This is a genomic window from Microbispora bryophytorum, assembly GCF_006874465.1.
Taxonomy (GTDB): Bacteria; Actinomycetota; Actinomycetes; order Streptosporangiales; family Streptosporangiaceae; genus Microbispora; species Microbispora bryophytorum.
In genome coordinates, this window is record NZ_VIRL01000018.1 from 116,660 (window position 1) to 136,555 (window position 19,896).

18 protein-coding genes are annotated in these 19,896 nt (G+C 72.2%); 11 read left to right on the forward strand and 7 right to left on the reverse strand.

Annotated elements, in window-relative coordinates; translation table 11 throughout:
- The first annotated feature begins 101 nt into the window (after positions 1-101).
- Together FLX07_RS27590 and FLX07_RS27595 are read left to right on the forward strand one after the other, a co-directional pair.
- Positions 102-3,743, forward strand: a complete 3,642-nt coding sequence (locus FLX07_RS27590; protein ID WP_142574590.1) for a hydantoinase B/oxoprolinase family protein — start codon at positions 102-104, stop codon at positions 3,741-3,743.
- Between the two features lie 473 nt (positions 3,744-4,216).
- Positions 4,217-5,665: a hypothetical protein gene (locus FLX07_RS27595; protein ID WP_142574591.1), complete on the forward strand. Its 1,449-nt coding sequence runs from the start codon at positions 4,217-4,219 to the stop codon at positions 5,663-5,665.
- A 905-nt stretch (positions 5,666-6,570) separates the two neighbouring features.
- On the opposite strand, the gene FLX07_RS27600 is transcribed toward FLX07_RS27595, so the two are convergent.
- From FLX07_RS27600 to lpdA, 3 genes are all read right to left on the reverse strand, one after another.
- A complete protein-coding gene (locus FLX07_RS27600; protein WP_167748410.1) occupies positions 6,571-7,416 on the reverse strand; it encodes an HD domain-containing protein in 846 nt (281 codons plus the stop codon).
- Positions 7,417-7,573: 157 nt separating this feature from the next.
- Positions 7,574-8,755, reverse strand: a complete 1,182-nt coding sequence (locus tag FLX07_RS27605) for an FAD-dependent monooxygenase (protein WP_142574593.1) — start codon at positions 8,753-8,755, stop codon at positions 7,574-7,576.
- 116 nt (positions 8,756-8,871) lie between these two features.
- Complete coding sequence (gene lpdA, locus FLX07_RS27610) at positions 8,872-10,272, reverse strand: dihydrolipoyl dehydrogenase (RefSeq protein ID WP_142574594.1); 1,401 nt, start codon at positions 10,270-10,272, stop codon at positions 8,872-8,874.
- A 113-nt stretch (positions 10,273-10,385) separates the two neighbouring features.
- Between lpdA and FLX07_RS27615 the strand changes: the two genes are divergently transcribed.
- Positions 10,386-10,784, forward strand: coding sequence for an SRPBCC family protein (locus FLX07_RS27615; protein WP_142574595.1), 399 nt, complete (start codon positions 10,386-10,388; stop codon positions 10,782-10,784).
- Between the two features lie 29 nt (positions 10,785-10,813).
- On the opposite strand, the gene FLX07_RS27620 is transcribed toward FLX07_RS27615, so the two are convergent.
- Together FLX07_RS27620 and FLX07_RS27625 are read right to left on the reverse strand one after the other, a co-directional pair.
- Complete coding sequence (locus tag FLX07_RS27620; RefSeq protein ID WP_142574596.1) at positions 10,814-11,062, reverse strand: hypothetical protein; 249 nt, start codon at positions 11,060-11,062, stop codon at positions 10,814-10,816.
- A 4-nt stretch (positions 11,063-11,066) separates the two neighbouring features.
- On the reverse strand, positions 11,067-11,990 hold the full coding sequence (locus tag FLX07_RS27625) for a TIGR03620 family F420-dependent LLM class oxidoreductase (protein WP_142574597.1): 924 nt from the start codon (positions 11,988-11,990) through the stop codon (positions 11,067-11,069).
- Positions 11,991-12,392: 402 nt separating this feature from the next.
- On the opposite strand from FLX07_RS27625, the gene FLX07_RS27630 reads away from it, so the two are divergent.
- The 6 genes from FLX07_RS27630 (at position 12,393) to FLX07_RS27655 (ending at position 16,164) form a co-directional block, all read left to right on the forward strand.
- The gene (locus tag FLX07_RS27630; RefSeq protein ID WP_142574598.1) at positions 12,393-12,959 is read left to right on the forward strand and encodes a COG4315 family predicted lipoprotein; all 567 of its coding nucleotides are present in this window, start codon (positions 12,393-12,395) and stop codon (positions 12,957-12,959) included.
- Between the two features lie 249 nt (positions 12,960-13,208).
- The gene (locus FLX07_RS27635) at positions 13,209-13,682 is read left to right on the forward strand and encodes a GAF domain-containing protein (RefSeq protein WP_142574599.1); all 474 of its coding nucleotides are present in this window, start codon (positions 13,209-13,211) and stop codon (positions 13,680-13,682) included.
- Positions 13,683-13,748: 66 nt separating this feature from the next.
- Positions 13,749-14,477: a GAF and ANTAR domain-containing protein gene (locus FLX07_RS27640; RefSeq protein ID WP_142574600.1), complete on the forward strand. Its 729-nt coding sequence runs from the start codon at positions 13,749-13,751 to the stop codon at positions 14,475-14,477.
- Between the two features lie 13 nt (positions 14,478-14,490).
- A complete protein-coding gene (locus tag FLX07_RS27645; protein WP_167748411.1) occupies positions 14,491-14,814 on the forward strand; it encodes an STAS domain-containing protein in 324 nt (107 codons plus the stop codon).
- A 70-nt stretch (positions 14,815-14,884) separates the two neighbouring features.
- Entirely contained in the window at positions 14,885-15,937 is a 1,053-nt protein-coding gene (locus FLX07_RS27650; RefSeq protein ID WP_142574602.1) for a quinone-dependent dihydroorotate dehydrogenase, read from the forward strand.
- Between the two features lie 29 nt (positions 15,938-15,966).
- Entirely contained in the window at positions 15,967-16,164 is a 198-nt protein-coding gene (locus tag FLX07_RS27655; protein WP_142574603.1) for a heavy-metal-associated domain-containing protein, read from the forward strand.
- Positions 16,165-16,233: 69 nt separating this feature from the next.
- Here FLX07_RS27655 and FLX07_RS36695 read toward each other — a convergent pair whose 3' ends face one another.
- Positions 16,234-16,401, reverse strand: a complete 168-nt coding sequence (locus FLX07_RS36695; protein WP_167748412.1) for a hypothetical protein — start codon at positions 16,399-16,401, stop codon at positions 16,234-16,236.
- Between the two features lie 126 nt (positions 16,402-16,527).
- On the opposite strand from FLX07_RS36695, the gene FLX07_RS27660 reads away from it, so the two are divergent.
- Positions 16,528-16,998 carry a hypothetical protein gene (locus FLX07_RS27660; protein WP_142574604.1) on the forward strand — a complete coding sequence of 157 codons (471 nt, stop codon included), beginning with the start codon at positions 16,528-16,530 and terminating at the stop codon, positions 16,996-16,998.
- 77 nt (positions 16,999-17,075) lie between these two features.
- The gene (locus FLX07_RS27665; RefSeq protein WP_142574605.1) at positions 17,076-18,164 is read left to right on the forward strand and encodes a DUF4037 domain-containing protein; all 1,089 of its coding nucleotides are present in this window, start codon (positions 17,076-17,078) and stop codon (positions 18,162-18,164) included.
- 24 nt (positions 18,165-18,188) lie between these two features.
- Here FLX07_RS27665 and FLX07_RS27670 read toward each other — a convergent pair whose 3' ends face one another.
- Complete coding sequence (locus FLX07_RS27670) at positions 18,189-19,829, reverse strand: beta-N-acetylhexosaminidase (RefSeq protein WP_142574606.1); 1,641 nt, start codon at positions 19,827-19,829, stop codon at positions 18,189-18,191.
- Positions 19,830-19,896: the final 67 nt, after the last annotated feature.

The following is a 19,896-nucleotide window of genomic DNA, read 5'->3' on the forward strand; positions in this document are numbered from 1 at the left end:
CACCTGATGATATGTCCGGCGTCAGGTGCTGCGTCTCCCTATTTGAAGCCGGGGCGTGCGGCCCTGATACAAGGGAGATACGGGCGCGCGGAGGGGGTCCGATGCCTGGTGACCGGTGGCAGTTCTGGGTGGACCGCGGCGGGACGTTCACCGACGTCGTCGCCCGGCGCCCGGACGGGCGGCTGGTGACGCGCAAGCTCCTGTCGGAGAACCCGGCCCGCTACCCCGACGCGGCGGTGGCGGGCATCCGCGCCCTGCTGGAGGTCCCCGCGGGCGAGCCGATCCCGGTCGAGCGGATCGAGTCGGTGCGGATGGGCACCACGGTCGCCACCAACGCACTGCTGGAGCGCCGGGGCGAGCGCACAGCGCTGGTGATCACCAAGGGGTTCGGCGACGCGCTGCGCATCGGCTACCAGAACCGCCCGCGCATCTTCGACCGGCGGATCGTGCTGCCGGAGATGCTGTACGAGCGTGTGGCCGAGGTGGACGAGCGGATCGCCGCCGACGGCACGGTGCTCCGGCCGCCCGACCTCGAAGGGCTCGCGCCGCGGCTGCGGCGGCTGCGCGAGGACGGCGTCCGGGCGGTCGCGGTGGTCTGCCTGCACAGCCACCTGCACCCGGCGCACGAACGGGCGATCGGGAGCCTGGCCAGGCGCACGGGCTTCACGCAGGTGTCCTGCTCCAGCGAGGTCAGCCCGCTGATGAAGCTGGTGCCGCGCGCGGACACCACCGTGGCCGACGCCTACCTCTCTCCCGTCCTGCGCCGGTACGTCGAGGCGGTGGCCGGGCAACTGCCCGGCGTACGGCTGATGTTCATGCAGTCGAACGGCGGGCTGGCGGAGGCCGGGCGCTTCCGCGGCAAGGACGCGGTCCTGTCCGGCCCGGCCGGCGGCATCGTCGGCATGGCGCGCATGTCCCGGCTGGCCGGTCTCGACAAGGTGATCGGCTTCGACATGGGCGGCACCTCGACCGACGTGTCCCACTACGCGGGCGCGTACGAGCGGGTGGTCCAGACCCAGGTGGCCGGCGTACGGCTGTCCGCGCCGATGATCGCCGTCCACACGGTGGCGGCGGGCGGCGGGTCCGTCCTGCGTTTCGACGGCGGGCGATACCGGGTCGGCCCGGACTCCGCGGGCGCCGACCCCGGCCCGGCCTGTTACCGCAACGGCGGCCCGCTGTGCCTCACGGACGCCAACGTGATGCTCGGCCGCATCCAGCCCGGCCACTTTCCCGAGGTCTTCGGCCCGGACGGCGACCTGCCGCTGGACGCGGACGAGGTGCGGCGGCGGTTCGCGGAGACGGCCGCGGACATCCGCGGGCGCACCGGCGACCAGCGCGGTCCCGAGCAGGTCGCCGAGGGCTACCTGCGGGTCGCGGTCGAGAACATCGCGAACGCGATCAAGCAGATCTCCGTGCGGAAGGGCCGTGACGTCACCGAATACGCCCTCACCACGTTCGGCGGGGCCGGAGGGCAGCACGCCTGCGCGGTGGCCGACGCGCTCGGCGTCCGCACCGTGCTGGTGCCGCCGATGGCGGGCGTGCTGTCCGCGCTGGGCATCGGGCTGGCCGACACGACCGTGCTGCGGGAGCAGTCGGTCGAGGCCCGGCTGGAGCCCGCCACGACGCGGCGCCTGACCGGCCTCGCCGACTCCCTGGAGGCGGCGGCCCGCCGCGCCCTGCTGGACGAGGGGGTAGCAGACAGGCGAATCCGGGTGACCCGGCGGGTGCGGCTGCGTTACGACGGCACCGACACGTCGCTGCAGGTGGACCTGGCCGCGACGGACGCGATGGTGACGGCGTTCGAGGCCGCCCACCTGCGGACGTACTCCTTCCTCATGGACCGGCCGCTGGTCGCGGAGGCGGTCTCCGTCGAGGCGGTGGGCCTGACCGAGCAGCCCGACCTCTCCGGCCTCGCCTCCGGATCCGCCGGCGAGGCGCGGACGGCGACCGGCGTGCGGATGCACACCGTGCAAATGAACACCGTGCGGATGTACACCGGCGGCGCGTGGCGCGAGGTGCCGCTCTACCGGCGGGAACGGCTGCGTCCCGGCGACACGCTCGGCGGCCCGGCGATCGTGGCCGAGGCCGACGCGACCACCGTCGTCGACGACGGCTGGCGGGCCGGGGTGACCGCGTACGGGCACCTGCTCCTGGAACGGGTGCGGGAACGTCCCCGGGCCGCCGGCGTGATCACCGAGGCCGATCCCGTGCTGCTGGAGGTCTTCAACAACCTCTTCATGTCCGTCGCCGAACAGATGGGCGCCCGGCTGGAGGCCACCGCGCAGTCGGTGAACATCCGGGAGCGGCTCGACTTCTCCTGCGCGCTGTTCGACTCCGGCGGCGATCTCGTCGCCAACGCGCCGCACATCCCGGTGCACCTCGGGTCGATGGGCGCGAGCGTCAAGGAGGTGATCCGCCGCCGGGGCGACGGGATGCGGCCCGGCGACGTGTACGCGATCAACGACCCCTACCACGGCGGCACCCACCTGCCGGACATCACGGTCGTCACGCCCGTCTTCGACGGCACGGGCCGGGAGATCCTGTTCTTCGTGGCCTCGCGCGGGCACCACGCGGAGATCGGCGGGCTGACGCCCGGTTCGATGCCCGCGGGGAGCCGGAGCGTACGGGAGGAGGGCGTGCTGTTCGACTGCCGGCTGCTGGCGGACCGTGACGGCCTGCGCGAGAAGGAGACGCTGCGGCTGCTCACCGAGGGGCCGTACCCGTCCAGGGACCCCGCGACCAACCTGGCCGACCTGCGCGCGCAGATCGCCGCGAACGTCAAGGGCGTCGAGGAGGCCGGCGCGATGATCGGTCACTTCGGCCTCGACGTCGTGCGGGCCTACATGCGGCACGTGCAGGACAACGCCGAGAGCGCGGTCCGCGCGGTGATCGACACACTCGGCGAGGGCCGCTACCGCTACGAGATGGACTCCGGCGCCGTGATCTCGGTGGGCGTCTCGGCGGACCGCGCCCGCCGCACCGCGACGATCGACTTCACCGGCACCTCGCCCCAGCTCGGCACCAACCTCAACGCGCCGTCCGCCGTGGTCACCGCCGCCGTGCTGTACGTCTTCCGCACGCTGGTGGCCGACGAGATCCCGCTTAACGACGGCTGCCTGCGGCCCCTGCGCATCGTCGTGCCGGAGGGGTCGATGCTGGCCCCGGCGTACCCCGCGGCCGTGGTGGCCGGCAACGTCGAGACCTCGCAGGCGATCACCGGCGCGATCTACGCCGCGCTGGGCGTGCAGGCCGAGGGGTCGGGGACGATGAACAACGTCAGCTTCGGCGACGAACGGCGGCAGTACTACGAGACCGTCGCCTCGGGGTCCGGCGCGGGAGACGGCTTCGACGGGGCGGCGGCGGTGCAGACCCACATGACGAACTCCCGGCTGACCGACCCCGAGGTGCTGGAATGGCGGTTCCCCGTGCTGCTTGAGGAGTTCGCCGTCCGGCGCGGCAGCGGAGGAGCCGGACGATGGCGCGGCGGGGACGGGGCCGTGCGCCGCATCCGGTTCCGTGCGCCGATGACGGTCAGCGTGCTGTCCGGCCACCGCCGGGTGCCGCCGTACGGCATGGCCGGCGGCGCCCCCGGCGCGCTGGGCGTCAACCGGGTGCGGCGCGCGGACGGAAGCGTCGTCCACCTGGCGGGATGCGACTCGGTCGAGGTCGAGCCGGGCGACGTGCTGGAGATCGAGACGCCCGGCGGCGGGGGATACGGGCCCCCGGAGGGCGGCCACTCCTGACGCGCTCCCTCGATGTGGGCTCCGCCCTCCTCGGCCTTCGCGGCGAGGAGGGCGGGCTTCCAGCGGATTCGCCGTTACCACACCGGGCGGCTTTTTCTGGCGATGAGCCGCGGGGTTCGCGCCTGACGCGGCAGGCGCTTGCTCAGGAGTCTTTCATCCGGCCCGCACGGCCGGGTGCAAGGCGGTTCCATGACCGCTCCAAGAATCGCCGGTCACAGCGTCAGCCGACCGTGCCGTTCAGGCGGAACACGGTGGGAGAGGGGTGGCCCGACCGCCGAGGGTCGAATGAAAGGCGTCTGCAATTGCGCAAACAGACAGAAGCCGATACCAACTCGGCGAGCGCCCTGACAGCGTGCGGTCCGAGTTCTATCCTTGACGGCGTCACTGACAAGATTCTCGCGATTGCGGGAGAAGAAGTGCCCAAGACCACGCGTACGCCGCTAAGGGAGAAAGCGCGAAGCGAGGGCGCGCGAGTGGACGGGCTTCGTGATCCGGATGTCGAGACCTTCGTCGGCGCGATGGGGACGCGCATGCGCGCGGACGCCGAGACGGTCGGAGTCGGCCTCCGGACCCTGGAGATCCAGGTAAGACTGCACCTGCCCCGGTTGAGCAGGCCGGCCGTCGCCGGCTGGTCTCCGGACAAGGTGTACGAGGAGATACGGCTGCAGGCCGTCGTCCGGGCGGCCCAGGTGCGCCAGTCCGCGGAGGACGCCGCCCACCAAGCCCACGCCTCCGTCCTCCTCAACGTGAACAAGGCGCACCGGGATCTGAGCCTGTCGTTCGGCGACGGCTACCGCACCCGCCTGCGCTTCGCCGAGGTCAGGCCGAGCATCGGCCATCTGGTCCAGTCGAGGCTGCACTACCTGCACAGTGAGAGGGCCGACACCGTCCTCCAGTTCGGGCTCTTCCTGCCGGGCGCGACGATGCCGATCACGTACGCCGCCTTCTCCCGATGCGACCGTCAGTACGTCATGGACGCGCTCACCGGGCACGGGCTGGATGTGAATCCGGACCGGATAATGGTCCTGACAAGAATGCACGGGCTGGCGGGAATTCCGGCGAATCTCATGAGCCTGACGATCGCCCGTGCGGTCCGGGAGATCAGGGCGGTAAACGCCGGGGATTATGTCATCACGGCATACAATCCCATGCTCGGTTTCGGCGGCACCTCGTTTCTCGCGTCGGGATTCCGGCCGATCGCCCTGTCACCCGTGGCGTACCGCTACGACGACAAAGGCCTTTTCCAGACCCGCCGGATAGCCGGGGCGTCGGTGCCGCAACTCCTGGACACGCCGGACAACGTGCTCATGGTCCTCGGGGCCACCTCGGCCGCGAAGCGGAGCGTCGCCGGGATCGAGAGCCTGATCAGGGTGCCGCGCCGCACCCACTCGGGCGGCGGCCACGTGAGGCCCGTCCCGGCCGACTTCACCTCGCCGCAGTGGACCGAGCGCCTGCTCGGCTACCGCCGCCTGCTGGAGTCCTGTTGGTCGGACCGCACGGTCCATCCGCGCTATCAGGAGCCGCCGGTCGCCGCGGGCGACCCCCGGGGCCAGTGCGGGGTCACCTCCGTCTGGCTCGCCCGCAGGCTCCGCGCCGACCTGCTGCTCGAACCCGTCTACTGCTACGGGCGGCTGCGGGTCGGCCGCGACGACGCCGAGGACGTGAGCCACCACTGCTGGGTCGAGATCGGCCCGGCCGACGATCCGCGGCGGTTCGTCATCGACCTGACCGGCGACCAGTCGGACGCCGTCCGCGAGCCGATCATCCTGGGCGAGCACCGGGCGCTGGCGGACCGGGGGCTGCGATACGAGACCGCGGCCAGCCTGCGCCTCGACGAACTGCCGAAGGACCGGGTGTGGCCGCGCTTCCTCGCGCTCGACGACCGCCTGCGCGACCTGGAAGAGCCCCGGAGGCAGCCATGAGCACGGGCATGAGCGCGGGCATGAGCACGGGCATGAGCACGGGTATGACCGGGGTCCGGCCCTCGGTGCTGCTGCTGTCGTCCGACAGCAGGCGGCGGTACGCGGAGGACGTCCTGAGGGCGCTGGCCCTGCCCAGAGGGGCGATCATCCAGTTCCGGTACGAGACCGACTACGTGGCGGGCGCCCTGCAACAGGCGATCGCGAACGGCTCCGCCGTCGGCAGGCGGTGCCTCGTGGCCTTCCTCGCGGACCGGGAGTCGCCCGAGACCGAGCCGTTCGTCGTGCCCGTGCGCTTCGCCACGGTGGTGGCGACCGCCTGCGTGGCCGACATGGCCGTGTTCCGGCTCAGGGTGGACGACTACGCGAACCTGGAGGACTTCCCGCTGGCCGAGGCGGACATCAGGGCCAGGGGCGGCTGGTTCGTGGACAGGCTCGCGGAGGCCAACGGCGGGCGGTGGTATCCGGCCACCACCCGCTTCCCCGACCTCCACCTGCACGAGCGGCCGGGTGACGACCCCGTCGCGTGGCTCGGGGTGGCCCGCCGGCTCGCCCGGCATCCCACCTACAGGTCCTCCTACTTCGTCCGCACCGAGGAACCGCTGCTGGGCGGGGACAGGACGGGCGGGCTCGACGACGAGGGCCGGCTGCACCTGAGCGACGGCGACTCGGTGAGGATGCGGGTCAGCTTCTACTCCGACGGTTACACGCCCACCGCGAAGCGGCTCGTCTGCACGACCGACGGCACCTTCCTCAAGATCGCGTCCGACGACTCCTACGACGTGGCGTCGCGATATGACACCGTGGAGTTCTGGCTGCGGCCCGAGATGCTGGGCTTCGACGCGCTCGCGCGGGTCGGGATCACGCTGGCGGCCGACACCCGGGCGGACCCGCTGCCGGGAGGCGACTCACTGACGACGAGCGCCGGGTTTCCCGTGGTCGTGCGCCGCTCGCGGTCGCGCCTGTTCACGCGGGTGTCGGCCGGCGCGGCCGGAGCCGTCCTCGTCGCCCTGCCCGCCGTGCTCGGGCCGGGAGCCGACCTGCCCGTGAGGGTGCTGTGCGCCGTCTGCGGGGCGACCCTGCTCGCCGTCGCGAACATCGTCATCTCCCACGCCAGGTGACACCCCACCGGAGAACAGGTGCGGGCGCCGCGCGAACTCCCGGCACAGCTCGTCGAACAACGGCAGCAGTGCCGGGCAGCTCAGGCGTATCTTCCGCCTGGCCGTGATCTCGGTGTGCTTGTACGCCGCCCAGGTCGGCCGCAGCGGGTGATGGCCGGCCAGCAGCACGTTGACGTGGGGGAGCAGCTTGTCCAGGGCGTAGACGAACCTGCTCTCCGCGTCGTGCTGCGCCTTGTAGCCGTACAGGTCCTCCACCAGCCAGGGGAACGTCCCGCCGAAGTCACGGGTGATGATCTCCCGTGCCTCCTCCTCACGTACGGCCTTCTTCTCCCGTTCCGCCGGGTCGGCGTAGACCGAGACGTCCCCCGCGTGGACCTCCGGCAGGTCGTGGACCAGCGCGTACCTGGCGATCCTGCCCGGGTCCAGGGCCGGGTCGATCAGCGGGGCGAGGCATACCGCGACCAGGCCCAGGGCGAAGGAGTGCTCCGCGTCGTTCTCGCGCCGGGTGACGTCCTGCGGCACCACCGAGGACCGTTCGATCGCGCACGGCGGGAAGACCAGTTCGCGCATGAGGGTCAGCAAAGTGTTCGCGCCGACCGGGGAGCCGGTGTTTTCCGCGTCGTCCCTCGCCATCGGGCCGCCCTCGCATTTCGCCCGTACGCGGCCACGGCGTTTCGCGCACGGCCTGATTCCCAGCGTAGCCGACCATTCATCGGCGCCGTGAGAAGTGTTTCCCGTGTGAATGGCGGCGGAAGGCGAATACCTGTTCGGTAATCGGCATTTCCGCATTTCAGGCCGCATAGTCCCTGAGTGTTATCGAGGTGGCCGCCTTGGTGCTCAGCTTGTCGAGCACGCGCATCAGCGGCCCGGCCGTGAGCACCCGGTAAGTCAGATCGCGCCGCCGGATCGCGCCCCGCGTCACCGGGGCGAGGAAGGAGCCCGCGTTGCCCGCGACCCGCTGGCACGCCTTGGCGAACCCTTTGATCAGTCGCTCGTACTCGGCGAACGCGACGCGGTGGTCGCCCCGGGCGGCGGCGAGCTCGCCCGCCAGCACGTACGCGGCCACGACGGCCATGCCGGCCCCCATGCCGCCGCAGGTGGCGCCATAGCCGGCGTCGCCGAGCAGCGCGATCCGCCCGGTCGTGTAGTGGTCCATGCGGACGATGCTGATCGAGTCGAAGTAGAAGTCGGACGCGTCCGGGACGGCCTCGATCAGCCGGGGGACCTCCCAGCCCGCCCCCGCGTACGCATCCATGACGATCCTCTTCTGCCGCGCCACGTCGCGGTGGTCGAACTCCAGCCCTGGGGCGTGGAAGACGCACATCACCCCGGCGGTCGCCCCGTCCCTGGCGCCCGAGACCCCCACCCCGCGGCCGGGCTCGTTGTAGAGCACCGTGTCGCGGCCGAGCCCCAGGTGGTCGGGGGCGCTGTAGATCGCGACGTGGTGGCCGGACGGCCGCACGAACCGCGACTCGGGGCCGAAGGCCAGCCGCCGCACGTTCGAGTGCAGGCCGTCCGCGCCGACCACGAGGTCGAACGTCCGGGGCGCTCCGCGCTCGAAGGTCACCTCCACGCCATCCGGGGTCTCGGTCATGGACGCGATGGAGTCGCCGAAGACGTACTCCACGTCGTCCCTGGTCCGGTCGTACAGCACCCGGGCGAGGTCGCCGCGCAGGATCTCCACCTCGCCGCCGGCGAACTCCACGGGCAGCCCGACGACCTGGTCGCCGCGCGCGTCGACCACCCGCCACGGGCCGGGGTCGGTGCGCAGGCGGCGGATCTCGTCCAGGACGCCCATCTGCCGCAGCACGCTCATGTGCACCGCCCCCCGGAAGTCGACCGCCTGGCCGCCCTCGCGCAGGGCGGGGGCCCGCTCGACCACGGTGGGGGCGAAGCCGTGCCGGCGCAGCCAGTAGGCGAGGGCGGGGCCGGCGATGCTCGCGCCGGAGATCAGAACCGATCGGGTCGTCATGTCGCGCTCCTGTGATCCGAGGCCGCGCTGGTGCGCGGCCATGGGAGGAGCGTCACCCCCGGCGCTGACGGGCCGCCCACCGGCGGCTGACCGGACCTTACGACCCCCTGACCTGATCACATGTTGATCATGTGTCCGGCCAGGCCGTGGATCGCCTCCTTCACCGCCTCGCCCAGGGTCGGGTGGGCGTGGACGTTGCGCGCCACCTCGTGCACGGTGAGGTCCCACTGCTGGGCCAGGGTCAGCTCGGGCAGCAACTCGGTCACCTCGGGCCCGATGAGGTGGGCGCCGAGGATCTCGCCGTGCTTCGCGTCGCTGAGGACCTTGACGAACCCGTTCGGGTCGCCCAGGCCGTGCGCCTTGCCGTTGGCCGTGAAGGGGAACTTGACCACCTTCACGTCGAAGCCCTGCTCACGCGCCTGGGCCTCGGTGTAGCCGAAGCTCGCGATCTGCGGCTGGCAGTAGGTGGCCCGGGGGATCATCACGTAGTCGAGCTCCATCGTCTCCGCGTCCGCGATCGTCTCGGCGGCGATGATGCCCATCGACTCGGCGGCGTGCGCCAGCATGAGCTTCGCGGTGACGTCCCCGATGGCGAAGATGTGCGGCACGTTCGTGCGGCAGCGGCCGTCCACGGCGATCGCGCCGCGCTCGGTCAGCCGTACGCCGGTGCGCTCCAGGCCGTATCCCTCGACACGCGGCTGGAAGCCGATGGCCTGCAGCACCTTGCCGGCCTCCAGCACGGAGGTCTCGCCGTTCCTGGAGACCGTGACCCGCACCTTGTCGCCGCTGTCGTCGATCGACTCGACCCGGGTGGAGGTCAGCACCTCGATGCCCAGCCGCCGGTAGCGCCGCGCCAGCTCCGCCGAGACCTCCTGGTCCTCCAGCGGGACCATCCGGTCGAGGAACTCGACGATCGTGACCTTCACGCCGTAGTTGTGCAGGACGTACGCGAACTCGACGCCGATCGCCCCGGCACCGGCGATGATCACGCTGTCCGGCAGCGCCTCGCTGAGGATCTGCTCCTCGTACGTCACCACGCGCTCGGACAGGGACGTCCCCGGCAGCAGGCGGGTCGTCGCCCCGGCGGCGATGATGCAGTGGTCGAACGTCACCGTGCGCACCGAGCCGTCGGCGCCGCGCACCTCCAGGGAGTCCGGGCCGGTGAAGGTGCCGCGGCCGTCGTACTCCGCGATGCCGTTCTTCTTCATCAGGTAGTGGACGCCCTTGACGCGCCCGTCCGCCACCTGGCGGCTGCGGCGGAAGGCCGCGCCGTAGTCGAGCGTGATGGGGCCGTCCGCCTGGATGCCGAACGTCTTGGTCTCGTTCGTCAGGATGTGGGCGAGTTCGGCGTTGCGCAGCAGCGCCTTGGAGGGAATGCAGCCGACGTTGAGGCAGACACCGCCCCAGTAACGCTCCTCGACGACCGCTGTGCTGAGCCCGAGCTGGGCCGAACGGACCGCGGCGGTGTAGCCGCCGGGCCCGGCGCCGAGGACCACGACATCGTAATGATCGGTCATGGACGGACCCTACGCCGTCGCGCGCATCCGTCTCCGGGGAGGGGGTGCGGAGGATGGACCGGACCGCGGCGGGTAGGGGCTGCCTACGTCGTCAGAGGGAGGAGTGACGGATCATGACCGAGTTCGAACGGTCCCGCAGGATGCCCGCGCCGGCCGACCAGGTGTTCCGCCAGGCGTGCGACGTCGGCAAACTCGACCTATGGATGCCCCGTGAGCTGCACGTACACGCGGAGGAGCCGCCCGCGGTCACCGTCCACGAGGACGAGACGGGACAGGACGAACGCGCGCTGCTGCGGGCCGAGCAGGACCAGCTGCGGATGGAGTGGGGCACGCGCGATGTGGACCGGTACGCCGGATGGCTGCAGGTCGCCGGCATCGACGACGACAGCAGCGATGTGACGGTCCACCTGTCCTTCTTCGACGAGCGGCACGCGCCCCCGGCCGAGGCGGTGGAGCAGGCGCTGAACGACAGCCTCGAACGGCTGGCCGAGCAGGTGCGTCAGGCGGCCTGATCGGCTGCCCGCGCTACTCGGCTACTCGGCTACTCGGCCTGCCCGTCGGGGTCCGGGCCGGCGGATGGGGCGGTCGGCAGGGGCGGTGCGGTCGGCAGGAGCGGTGTGGTCGGCAGGGGCGGGGCGAACGCGGAGGCCCGTGCGCCCGCCAGGCCGAGCACCTGACGTATCCACGCCTCCAGGCCCGTCGGGTCCGGCGGGGTCAGTCGGTCCTGCCCGCTCTGCCCGCCCTGCCCGCCCTGCTCTCCGCGCCCCCGCCCGGGAGCCGCCGCGGTCACGCCGTCACCGCAGAAGGGCGGGGGCCAGCAGCCGCAGGTGCTCGATCTGCGTGCCGACGGAGTCGGCCAGAGGCTGGACGCACACGTGGTCGGCCCCGGCGTCGTGGTGGGCGCGTACCCGCTCGGCGATCGTCTCCGGCTCGCCCCAGACCACGATCGCGTCGATGAGCCGGTCGCTGCCGCCGCCCGCGAGGTCGTCGTCGGAGAAGCCGAGCTCGCGCAGGTTGTTGGTGTAGTTCGGCAGGGAGAGGTACAGGGCGGCGTACTCGCGGGCGATCTCGCGTGCGCGGTCCGCGTCCGTCTCGACCACCACGGCCTGCTCGGGGGCGAGGACCGGGTCCGGTCCGAGGATCTCGCGGGCCTTCGCGGTGTGCTCGGGCGGCACGAAGTAGGTGTGGGCGCCCTGGGTGCGCCGCGCGGCGAGTTCGAGCATCCGGCGCCGGAGCGCCGCGAGCATCCGGGGCGGCGTCTGCGCCTGCGGCAGCTCGATCGACGCCTGGTCCATCGCGTCGAGATAGTCGCGCATGTAGGCGAGCGGTGCGGAGTAGTCGTGGCCGCGAGGGACGACCAGGGGCTTGTGGCTGACGCCGAGGCCGAGCACGAACCGCTGGTCCCACGCCTCGGCGAGGGTCGCGGCGCCGTTGGCGGCGGCGACGGGGTCGCGGCCGTAGGCGTTGGCGATGCCCGTGGCCACGTGCAGCCGCCTGGTGGCCGACAGCAGCAGCGCGGCGTGCGTGAACGCCTCGCGTCCGGTCGGGATCTCACCGATCCACAGCGCCGGGTATCCGAGCGCCTCGATCTCCGCCGCGGCCTTCCTGGCCTCTGCCGCCGGGGTCGCCGCCAGAGAGGACAGCCACACTCCGGTACGGCCGAGGCCACGCCTCAGCTGGGACGGTTCCGCGGTGGGCGGTTGCGTGCGCTCGGCCATCCGGACGCTCCTTGTCTGTCACGGTCTGTCACGGTCTGTCACGCGAGATCGGGCGGTAGGGGCGGTCCGCCAGGGAGGCCGCCCCGCGGGGCCGGACGGCCGCGTCGTGCGGGCGTCGCAGCATCAGCATCGCATCGCACGCGCCGGTGACCTCGGCACCTCCCTGCGATCGCTTCACGTGTCGGGGCGCACCGCCGTGCCCGTACGGCTTACCCCGATTTCCCCGAATTCAGCGGTTCATCCGCATCGATCGCTGATTCACCCCGAGGGCGGCGAGAGATCCATGAGGCGCAACCCACGAAACCGCAAAGGCCTGTCCTGGATCTTCCCGTCCGGGCGGCGGGGCCGCCGTCGCCGCGTGTCTCCTGGGAGCCGACTCGCTCACTTCCCAGGAGGCCGAACATGAGGAAACTGCTGTATGCCGGCGCGGTCGCGATCAGCCTGCTGGCCGCCGGATGCGGCGGTGCCGGCGACGACGCCAGCCGCGTCGCCAACGACCAGCTCAACGAGTCGCAGACGCCCGAGCCCTCCGAGTACCCCTCGGGGACGACGCCGTCCGCCACCGGATCCGCGTCGCCGACATCTCCCGTCCAGGCGTCCCCCACGGGGCCCGCGCGCATCGACGCGGCGCCCACCTCGCTCGGCAGCGTGCTGGTCGGCGTGGAGGGCCGCACGGTGTATCTGTTCACCAAGGACAAGGGCGGCGCGTCCGCCTGCACCCAGGCGTGCGCCGCCGCGTGGCCGCCCGTGCTGACCGTCGGCGCACCCCAGGCGGGTACGGGCGTGCGCCCGAACCTGCTCGGGACGCTCCACCGGGAGGACGGCACCACGCAGGTGACCTACAACAAGCACCCGCTCTACTACTACATCAAGGACCAGAAGGCGGGCGACGTGCTCGGCCAGGACCTGAAGGACTTCGGCGCCGAGTGGTACGCCGTCACTCCCGAGGGCAAGAAGGCCAAGCGCTAGTCCGGAGCACGGCCATGCTGCGCGGCAGCCGGGCGAGCAGAGCCGACAACTGCTCGCGCTCGTCCGGCGTTCCGTTTCCGATCCGCCTTCCCCGCAGGAGGGCGGATTTCTCATGTCCTCTCCGGCTCTGCCGGCCAACCCTTCCGGCAACCCTGGGGATCACCTGGCTACCACTGCTCGGAGCCCACTAGGCTTAGGGGCACTCCGCCCTGTGTCCGCGGCCGCTTCATCATTGAAAGTGGGCTCGCGATGGCATCGGACGCGCCGTCTGTTCTCGAGAACATCCTCACCGGCATGGCCGACCTCGCCGGGGTCGACGGCGCCGCGTTGATGCTGCTCGACGGCCAGGACCGCCTCCGCGCGATCGGGGCGACCGACGACGACGGCGTACTGCTGGAGTCCGCCCAGGAGTCCGTGGGCGACGGGCCCGCCATCGAGAGCGCCGCCAGCGGCGGCCTCGTCGCGATTCCCGATCTGCACGCCGCGAGGCCCGTGGGGTTCCCGAACGTGGCCGTCCACGCCCCGCCGGTCCGGGCCGTCCTCTCCGTACCGCTCATCGAGGATCGCGAGCTCATCGGCGTCCTCGACTTCTACGCCCGTGACGGGCGCGTCTGGGACCGAACGGAGGCGGAGGCCGGAGCACGCCTCGGCGAGCTGATGGTCATCGTTCTCCAGGTCCTGGCAGAGATCAGGACTGATCGGGCCCCCTCCGGGCAGTTGTGATGGCCGAATCGGCACCTCTCCCCCAGGCCACGGCGGTGCGAGGTGAGGTTCACGAGAGGATACGGAATGACCCATATCGATCCTGAGGCTCTTGTCGCCAGCCTGCGACGTCTGCAGAAGGACAGGGCGGCGACCGGGATCGTGCACCACCTTGAGCGCATCGTCCAAGTGGTCGACCGGCTTTTCGGATACTCCGGCGCCGGTCTGATGTTCGCCGAGGAGGACCGCACACTTCGCTACCTCTTCGCTACCGACGAGCGTGGCCGCAGCCTCGAGCGCGCTCAGGCGGTGACGGGCCAGGGCCCCTGTGTGGCGGCGTACGCGGGCGACACCGCGGTGACGACGGCCGACGTGCGGGCCGACCGGCGGTGGCCGGCCCTGCGTGAGCTGCTGCACCCCGAGGTGCGCGGGGTGGCGGGAGTGCCGATCCGGCTCGGCGGCGTGCCCGTGGGCACTCTCAACGTCTACCAGGACGCGCCGCACGAGTGGCAGGAGAGCGACGCCCAGGCCCTCCACGCGTACGCCCACGTGATCGAGCAGGTCCTCGTGGCGTCGATGGAGGCGGACGAGAAGGCGGTGCTCGCCGACCAGCTCCAGTACGCCCTGGACTACCGGGTCGTGATCGAGCGGGCCATCGGTTATCTCATGGGCAAGCACGATCTGACGGCCTCGCAGGCGTTCACCGGGCTGCGCAAGCAGGCCAGGGACAGTAGACGGAAGGTGTCCGAGCTCGCGGCGGAACTACTGGGCGAGCAGGGCCAGAGGAATGTTGCGAATCCAGACCACGTCGTCTGAGGCCGGCATCCGGATGGCAGTGAACGGCGACCTCGACGTGTCGGGGGTGCCGGAGTTCCATGCCTGCCTGCGACAGGTGCTGGGGACCTACCGGCCCGGAAACGTCGAGGTCGGCCTCGCCGGGGTCGGCTTCCTCGACTGCGCGGGCGCGCGGAGCCTCCTGTGGGCCGACGCGCGCGTGCGGGAGTGGGGCGGCGGCGTGACCTTCGTCCGCCCCGCCCCGCAGGTGCTGCGGCTGCTGCGGCTGCTGGGCTTCGACTCCGCGCTGTCCATCCGTACGGCGTCGCGCGTGCCGCTGCCCCAGCCCACGGCCGAGGCCCGCCCCCGGCCCAACTGACCGGACGTACGCCCGGCGGGACGAGAGGTGGACCGAGGTGGGCCGTGACCGGGCGATAGTCTTTGCCGTGATGTATCGACTCGTGTTCACGCAGGTCCTGAGCCGCCTCGACGCGGAGGCCGTCCACCACCTCACGATCAGGCTGCTCCGCCTGCTCGGGATGTTCCCGTTCCTCGTGCGGCTGCTGCATCGGCTGCTCGCGCCGCGGGCGGAGTCGCTGCGCGTCCAGGCGTTCGGCGTCCACTTCGCCTCGCCGTTCGGGCTCGCCGCCGGGTTCGACAAGGACGCCGGATGCGCCGAGCCGCTGGCGGCGCTCGGATTCGGGTACGTCGAGGTCGGCACGATCACCGCGCACGCCCAGCCCGGCAACCCCCGGCCGCGGCTGTTCCGCCTGCTCGAGAGCCGGGCGATCATCAACCGGATGGGCTTCAACAACGCCGGGGCGGCGGCCGCCGCCAAGCGGCTGCGCAGGGTGCGCCACATCCCGGCCGTGGTCGGCGTCAACATCGGCAAGACCAAGGTCGTGCCCGAGTCCGAGGCCGTGCGCGACTACGTGGACAGCGCCCGCAGGCTCGCGCCGCTCGCCGACTACCTCGTGGTCAACGTGAGCTCGCCCAACACTCCGGGCCTGCGCGATCTGCAGGCGGTGGACCGCCTGCGTCCGCTGCTGTCGGCGGTGAAGGAGGCGGCCGGGCGCACCCCGCTGCTCGTGAAGATCGCGCCGGACCTGGCGGACGAGGACGTGGACGCCGTGGCCGAGCTCGCCGCCGAGCTCGGGCTGGCGGGCGTCATCGCGACCAACACCACGATCAGCCGCGAGGGCGTCGCGAGCACCGAGGCGGGAGGCCTGTCCGGACAGCCGCTGAAGGCCCGCTCGCTGGAGGTGCTGCGCCGGCTGCGTCAGAAGGCCGGCGACCGGCTCACGCTCGTCTCCGTCGGCGGCGTGGAGGACGTCGACGACGTCTGGGAGCGGCTGCTGGCCGGCGCCACCCTCGTGCAGGGATACACCGGCCTGATCTACGAAGGCCCCTTCTGGCCGTCCCGGATCAACCGCCAGCTCGCCCGCCGGCTGCGGCGGCACGGCTACGGCTCGGTCCGCGAGATCGTCGGCCGCACCGCATGAATCCCCTTCTCCCGAGAATGGAGAGCGCCATGAGCGTCAAGACCTACACCGTGCAGGGCATGACCTGCGGCCACTGCGTGAGCTCGGTCAAGGAGGAGGTCGGCGAGATCGCCGGCGTCACCGGCGTCGAGGTAGACCTCGACAGCGGCCGCCTCGACGTCTCCGGCGACGTCGCGGACGACGCCGTGCGCAAGGCCGTCGAGGAGGCCGGCTACACCCTCGTCTGAACGTCGGCCGGGCCCTTGTCATGATTCGCGTCACGGCCCTGCGGGACCTGGCCCGCGCGGCCGTACGGCTCAACCAGGGAATGTACTGCTGGATGTGCCCCTGAGCGCCTCGAACAGCTCCTCGCGGAGGTCGGGCGGCAGTTCGAACCGCTGGTCGCGCAGCTCACCGCGGGCGATCCGGTCTCGCCGCCACTCCTCCGGGCTCGGCCGCAGGCTGAACCGCTCGGACCTGCTCACGCGGCCCGCCCGCCGCCGCCGTCGCCTGCGGACAGGCGAATCACGATCATGCGCTCCGAAAGTACGAGATCATGCATGGGCGGAGTCTCGCAGCCCGCCCCGACAAAGCTAAGCGAGCGACCCCTCATGAGCGCCATCTACGACCAGGCCGACGGCGAGCGGATCGCCGTGGCCGACAGCGGTGATTCCGTGAGCATCATCAACCGCTCCGGGAGGATCGTCGTCGCGAAGAAGGACGTGCGCAGGCTCGCCGAGCGGGTCCTCGCCGCGGCGGGCCGGATGGCCGTCGTCCTGTTCCCACCGGCCCTGCGGAAGGACACGCTGTCGGTCTCCGGCCCGTCCGGACGGTGGAAGGTCCGCGTCTCGCCGAAGAACGGCGCACGCGTCCTCGTCGAGGTCGATCCGCAGGGTCTCGGGCCCGCCGAGGCCTACGAGTTCGCCGCCGCGGTCGCGGTGGCCGGGCGCCACATCGGCGACGCGGAACAGGCAGACCTGCGCCTGACCGCGAGGATCCGCGAAGTGATCGACACCTACCAGGGCCTCGACCCGGAGAAGCTCGCGGCCGCCATCGTCGCCGAGGTCCTCGACGGAGCCTGACACCCCGCCCAGGGAAAAGCGGCGACGCGGGGAAAAGCCGTTGCCCCGGGCGACGGAGCCCGCGGAGGATGTCGGCCATGGGAGACGGGCACGTGCGCGGGCTTGAGCTGTCGCGGCGGTTCTACCTGGAGGCGGTGGCGCCGCTGCTGGCGCGGCGCTTCGGCGGTCTCACGCACACGGCGGCCCTTCTCGGCCCGGGCTCGGAGGTGCTCGGGTACGACACCGAGCGGTCCACCGACCACGACTGGGGCCCACGGCTGCAGCTGTTCCTGAGCCCCGAGGACGTCGCCGCCGACGGCGAGGCCGTGGACGCGATGCTCGCGGGGAGCCTGCCGCCGTGGTTCCTCGGCTATCCCACGAACTTCGGCCCGGCCGGGGGGAACGGCACCCGGCACATGGAGCCGGCGGACGGGCCGGTCCGGCACGAGGTGGTGGTGGCTGAGCCGACCGCATGGCTCACCGGGCACCTCGGCTTCGACCCGACCGCGGGCGTCGGCCTGTCCGACTGGCTGGCGACGCCCACCCAGACGCTCGCGGAGATCACGGCGGGGGAGGTCTTCCACGACGGCCTGGGCGTGCTCCTGCCGGTCCGGCGGCGCCTCGCCTGGTATCCCGGCGACGTCTGGCGCTACGTCGTGGCCTGCCAATGGCGGCGGATATGCCAGGAGGAGGCGTTCGTGGGCCGCGCCGGCGAAGCCGGTGACGAACTGGGCTCGGCCGTCACCTGCGCCCGTCTGGTGCGGGACCTCATCCGGCTCGCCCTGCTCATGCACCGCCGCTACCCGCCGTACGGCAAGTGGCTGGGCAGCGCCTTCGCCGCCCTGCCGTGCGGCCCGGCTCTGGCGCCCGTGCTCAGGGCGGCCGTGTCGGCCACCGGCTGGCGGGAGCGCGAGCGCCACCTCGCCACCGCCTACGAGGCTCTCGCGGCCCTGCACAACGACCTCGGCCTCACCGCGCCCGTCGATCCGCGCACCCGGCCGTACCACAGCCGCCCCTTCCGGGTGCTGCACGCCGAGCGCTTCACCGAGGCGCTGCTGGAGACCATCGCCGATCCGGAGGTGCGGCGGCTGCCCCTGACCGGCGCGGTGGACCAGTACGTCGACAGCACCGACGCGCTGTACGAGCGTTCCCGCGTGCGGCGCGTCGCCGGGGCGGTGCGGGGTTAGCGGTGCGGGGTTAGCGGTGCGGGGTCAGAGGCTGGGCCGGGTGGAGTCGGCCGAAAGGCTGAGCTCGTGCAGGTGGCGCATCACGTCGTGCACGGCGACGGCGCCCGGGCGGTGGCGGCGCCACCCGGTGCCGCCCCGCTGCCAGGGCCGCGGCCCGGACAGCGGGCGGTAGTCCACGCCGAACGCGTCCAGCCGGGCGAGGTGGGCGTCGAGGCGGCGGAAGAAGTCCTCGGGGCCGGCCGGCCCGCCGGTCCACGCGATCTCGGCCGCCGCGCAGCCCCGGGGCCAGGCGCGGTAGTCGAGCGTACGGCCGTCCGGGATGCGCTCGCTCCACAGCTGGAACTGGACGCCGGTCACCCGGGCACGCTCCTGCTCCGGCCACTCGGACGGCGCGGGCGCGAAGGCCGCCACGTCGGCCACGGTGATCGCGTCTCCGAGGCCGGCCGGTTCCTCGGGCGAGGCCGCCTCGGCGTAGTCGAAGTACATCGGGAAGACCGGCGTCGCGACCACGTCGTGTCCCGCCGCCGCGGCCCGCCGGGCGACGTGCTCGCCGCGCCAGGGCATCACGATCGTGTCCGGCCTCAGCCTGCCGCTGACGAACGCCTCGTCCCACACCACCGTGCGGCTGCCGCGTTCGGCCAGCGCGTCGGCGAGCCGCCGCAGGAACCACGCGTGCAGGTCACCCGTGCTCTCCAGGCCCAGCGAGGCCTGGTACGCCGAGATCTCGGCCGACGCCGCCCAGTCGTCGAGCACGCACTCGTCGCCGCCGATGTGGAAGTAGGGCACGTCGCCCAGGGCGTCGGCGATCTCGCCGAACACGGTGGTCAGGAAGTCGACGGTCGCCGGGAGCGGGGACAGGATCGCCGGCGAGATGCCCCACCGGTCCAGCACCTTGTAGCGCTCCTGCGGCCGGGACGCCAGCGCGGGATAGGCGGCCAGCACGGCGCAGGCGTGCCCCGGCACGTCGATCTCCGGCACGACGGTGACCGCCCGGGCCCGGGCGTACGCCGCGATCTCCGTCAGGTCGGCGAGCGTGTAGTAGCCGCCGTGGGGGACGCCGTCGAAGGCGAGTTCCTCCCCCTTGCGACTGGTGATCGTCCGCGGGCGGTGCGAGCCCACCTCGTGCAGCAGCGGGAACGCCCTGCTCTCCACCCGCCAGCCCTGGTCGTCGGCCAGGTGGAGATGCAGCCGGTTCAGCTTGTGCAGCGCCATCAGGTCGATCATCCGCAGCACCTCCCGCTTCGGCAGGAAGTTGCGGGCCACGTCGACGTGCGCGCCGCGCCAGGAGAACCCGGGCGCGTCCTCCACCCGCCCGCAGGGGAGCGTCCAGGACGTCCCGGGCGCGAGGGCCGACCGGAACGCCTCGGCCGGCAGGAGCTGCCGCAGCGTCTGCCCGGCGTAGAAGGCGCCCGCCCGGTCCCCGGCCGTGATGTTCACGCCGTCGCCCGCGATCGTCATCGCGTACGCCTCCGGCCCGAGCCGGGGATCCTCCTCCACCCGCACGGCCGCCACGGCGGCGTCACCAGGACCGAGGTCGAGCACGGGAAGCGCGAGCCGTACGGCGTCGGCGAGCGGGGCCGGGCCCGACACGGCGGACCCGGGCGAGATCTCGGCCGACCCCGAGCCCGTCGCGGCGTGCCTCGGTGCGGGGAGGAGATGCTTCATGCCGCCGATGATGCCAAACCCCACCAAACCCCACCGGCGTTCCGCCACCCCGTCCACAGCCCCCTGA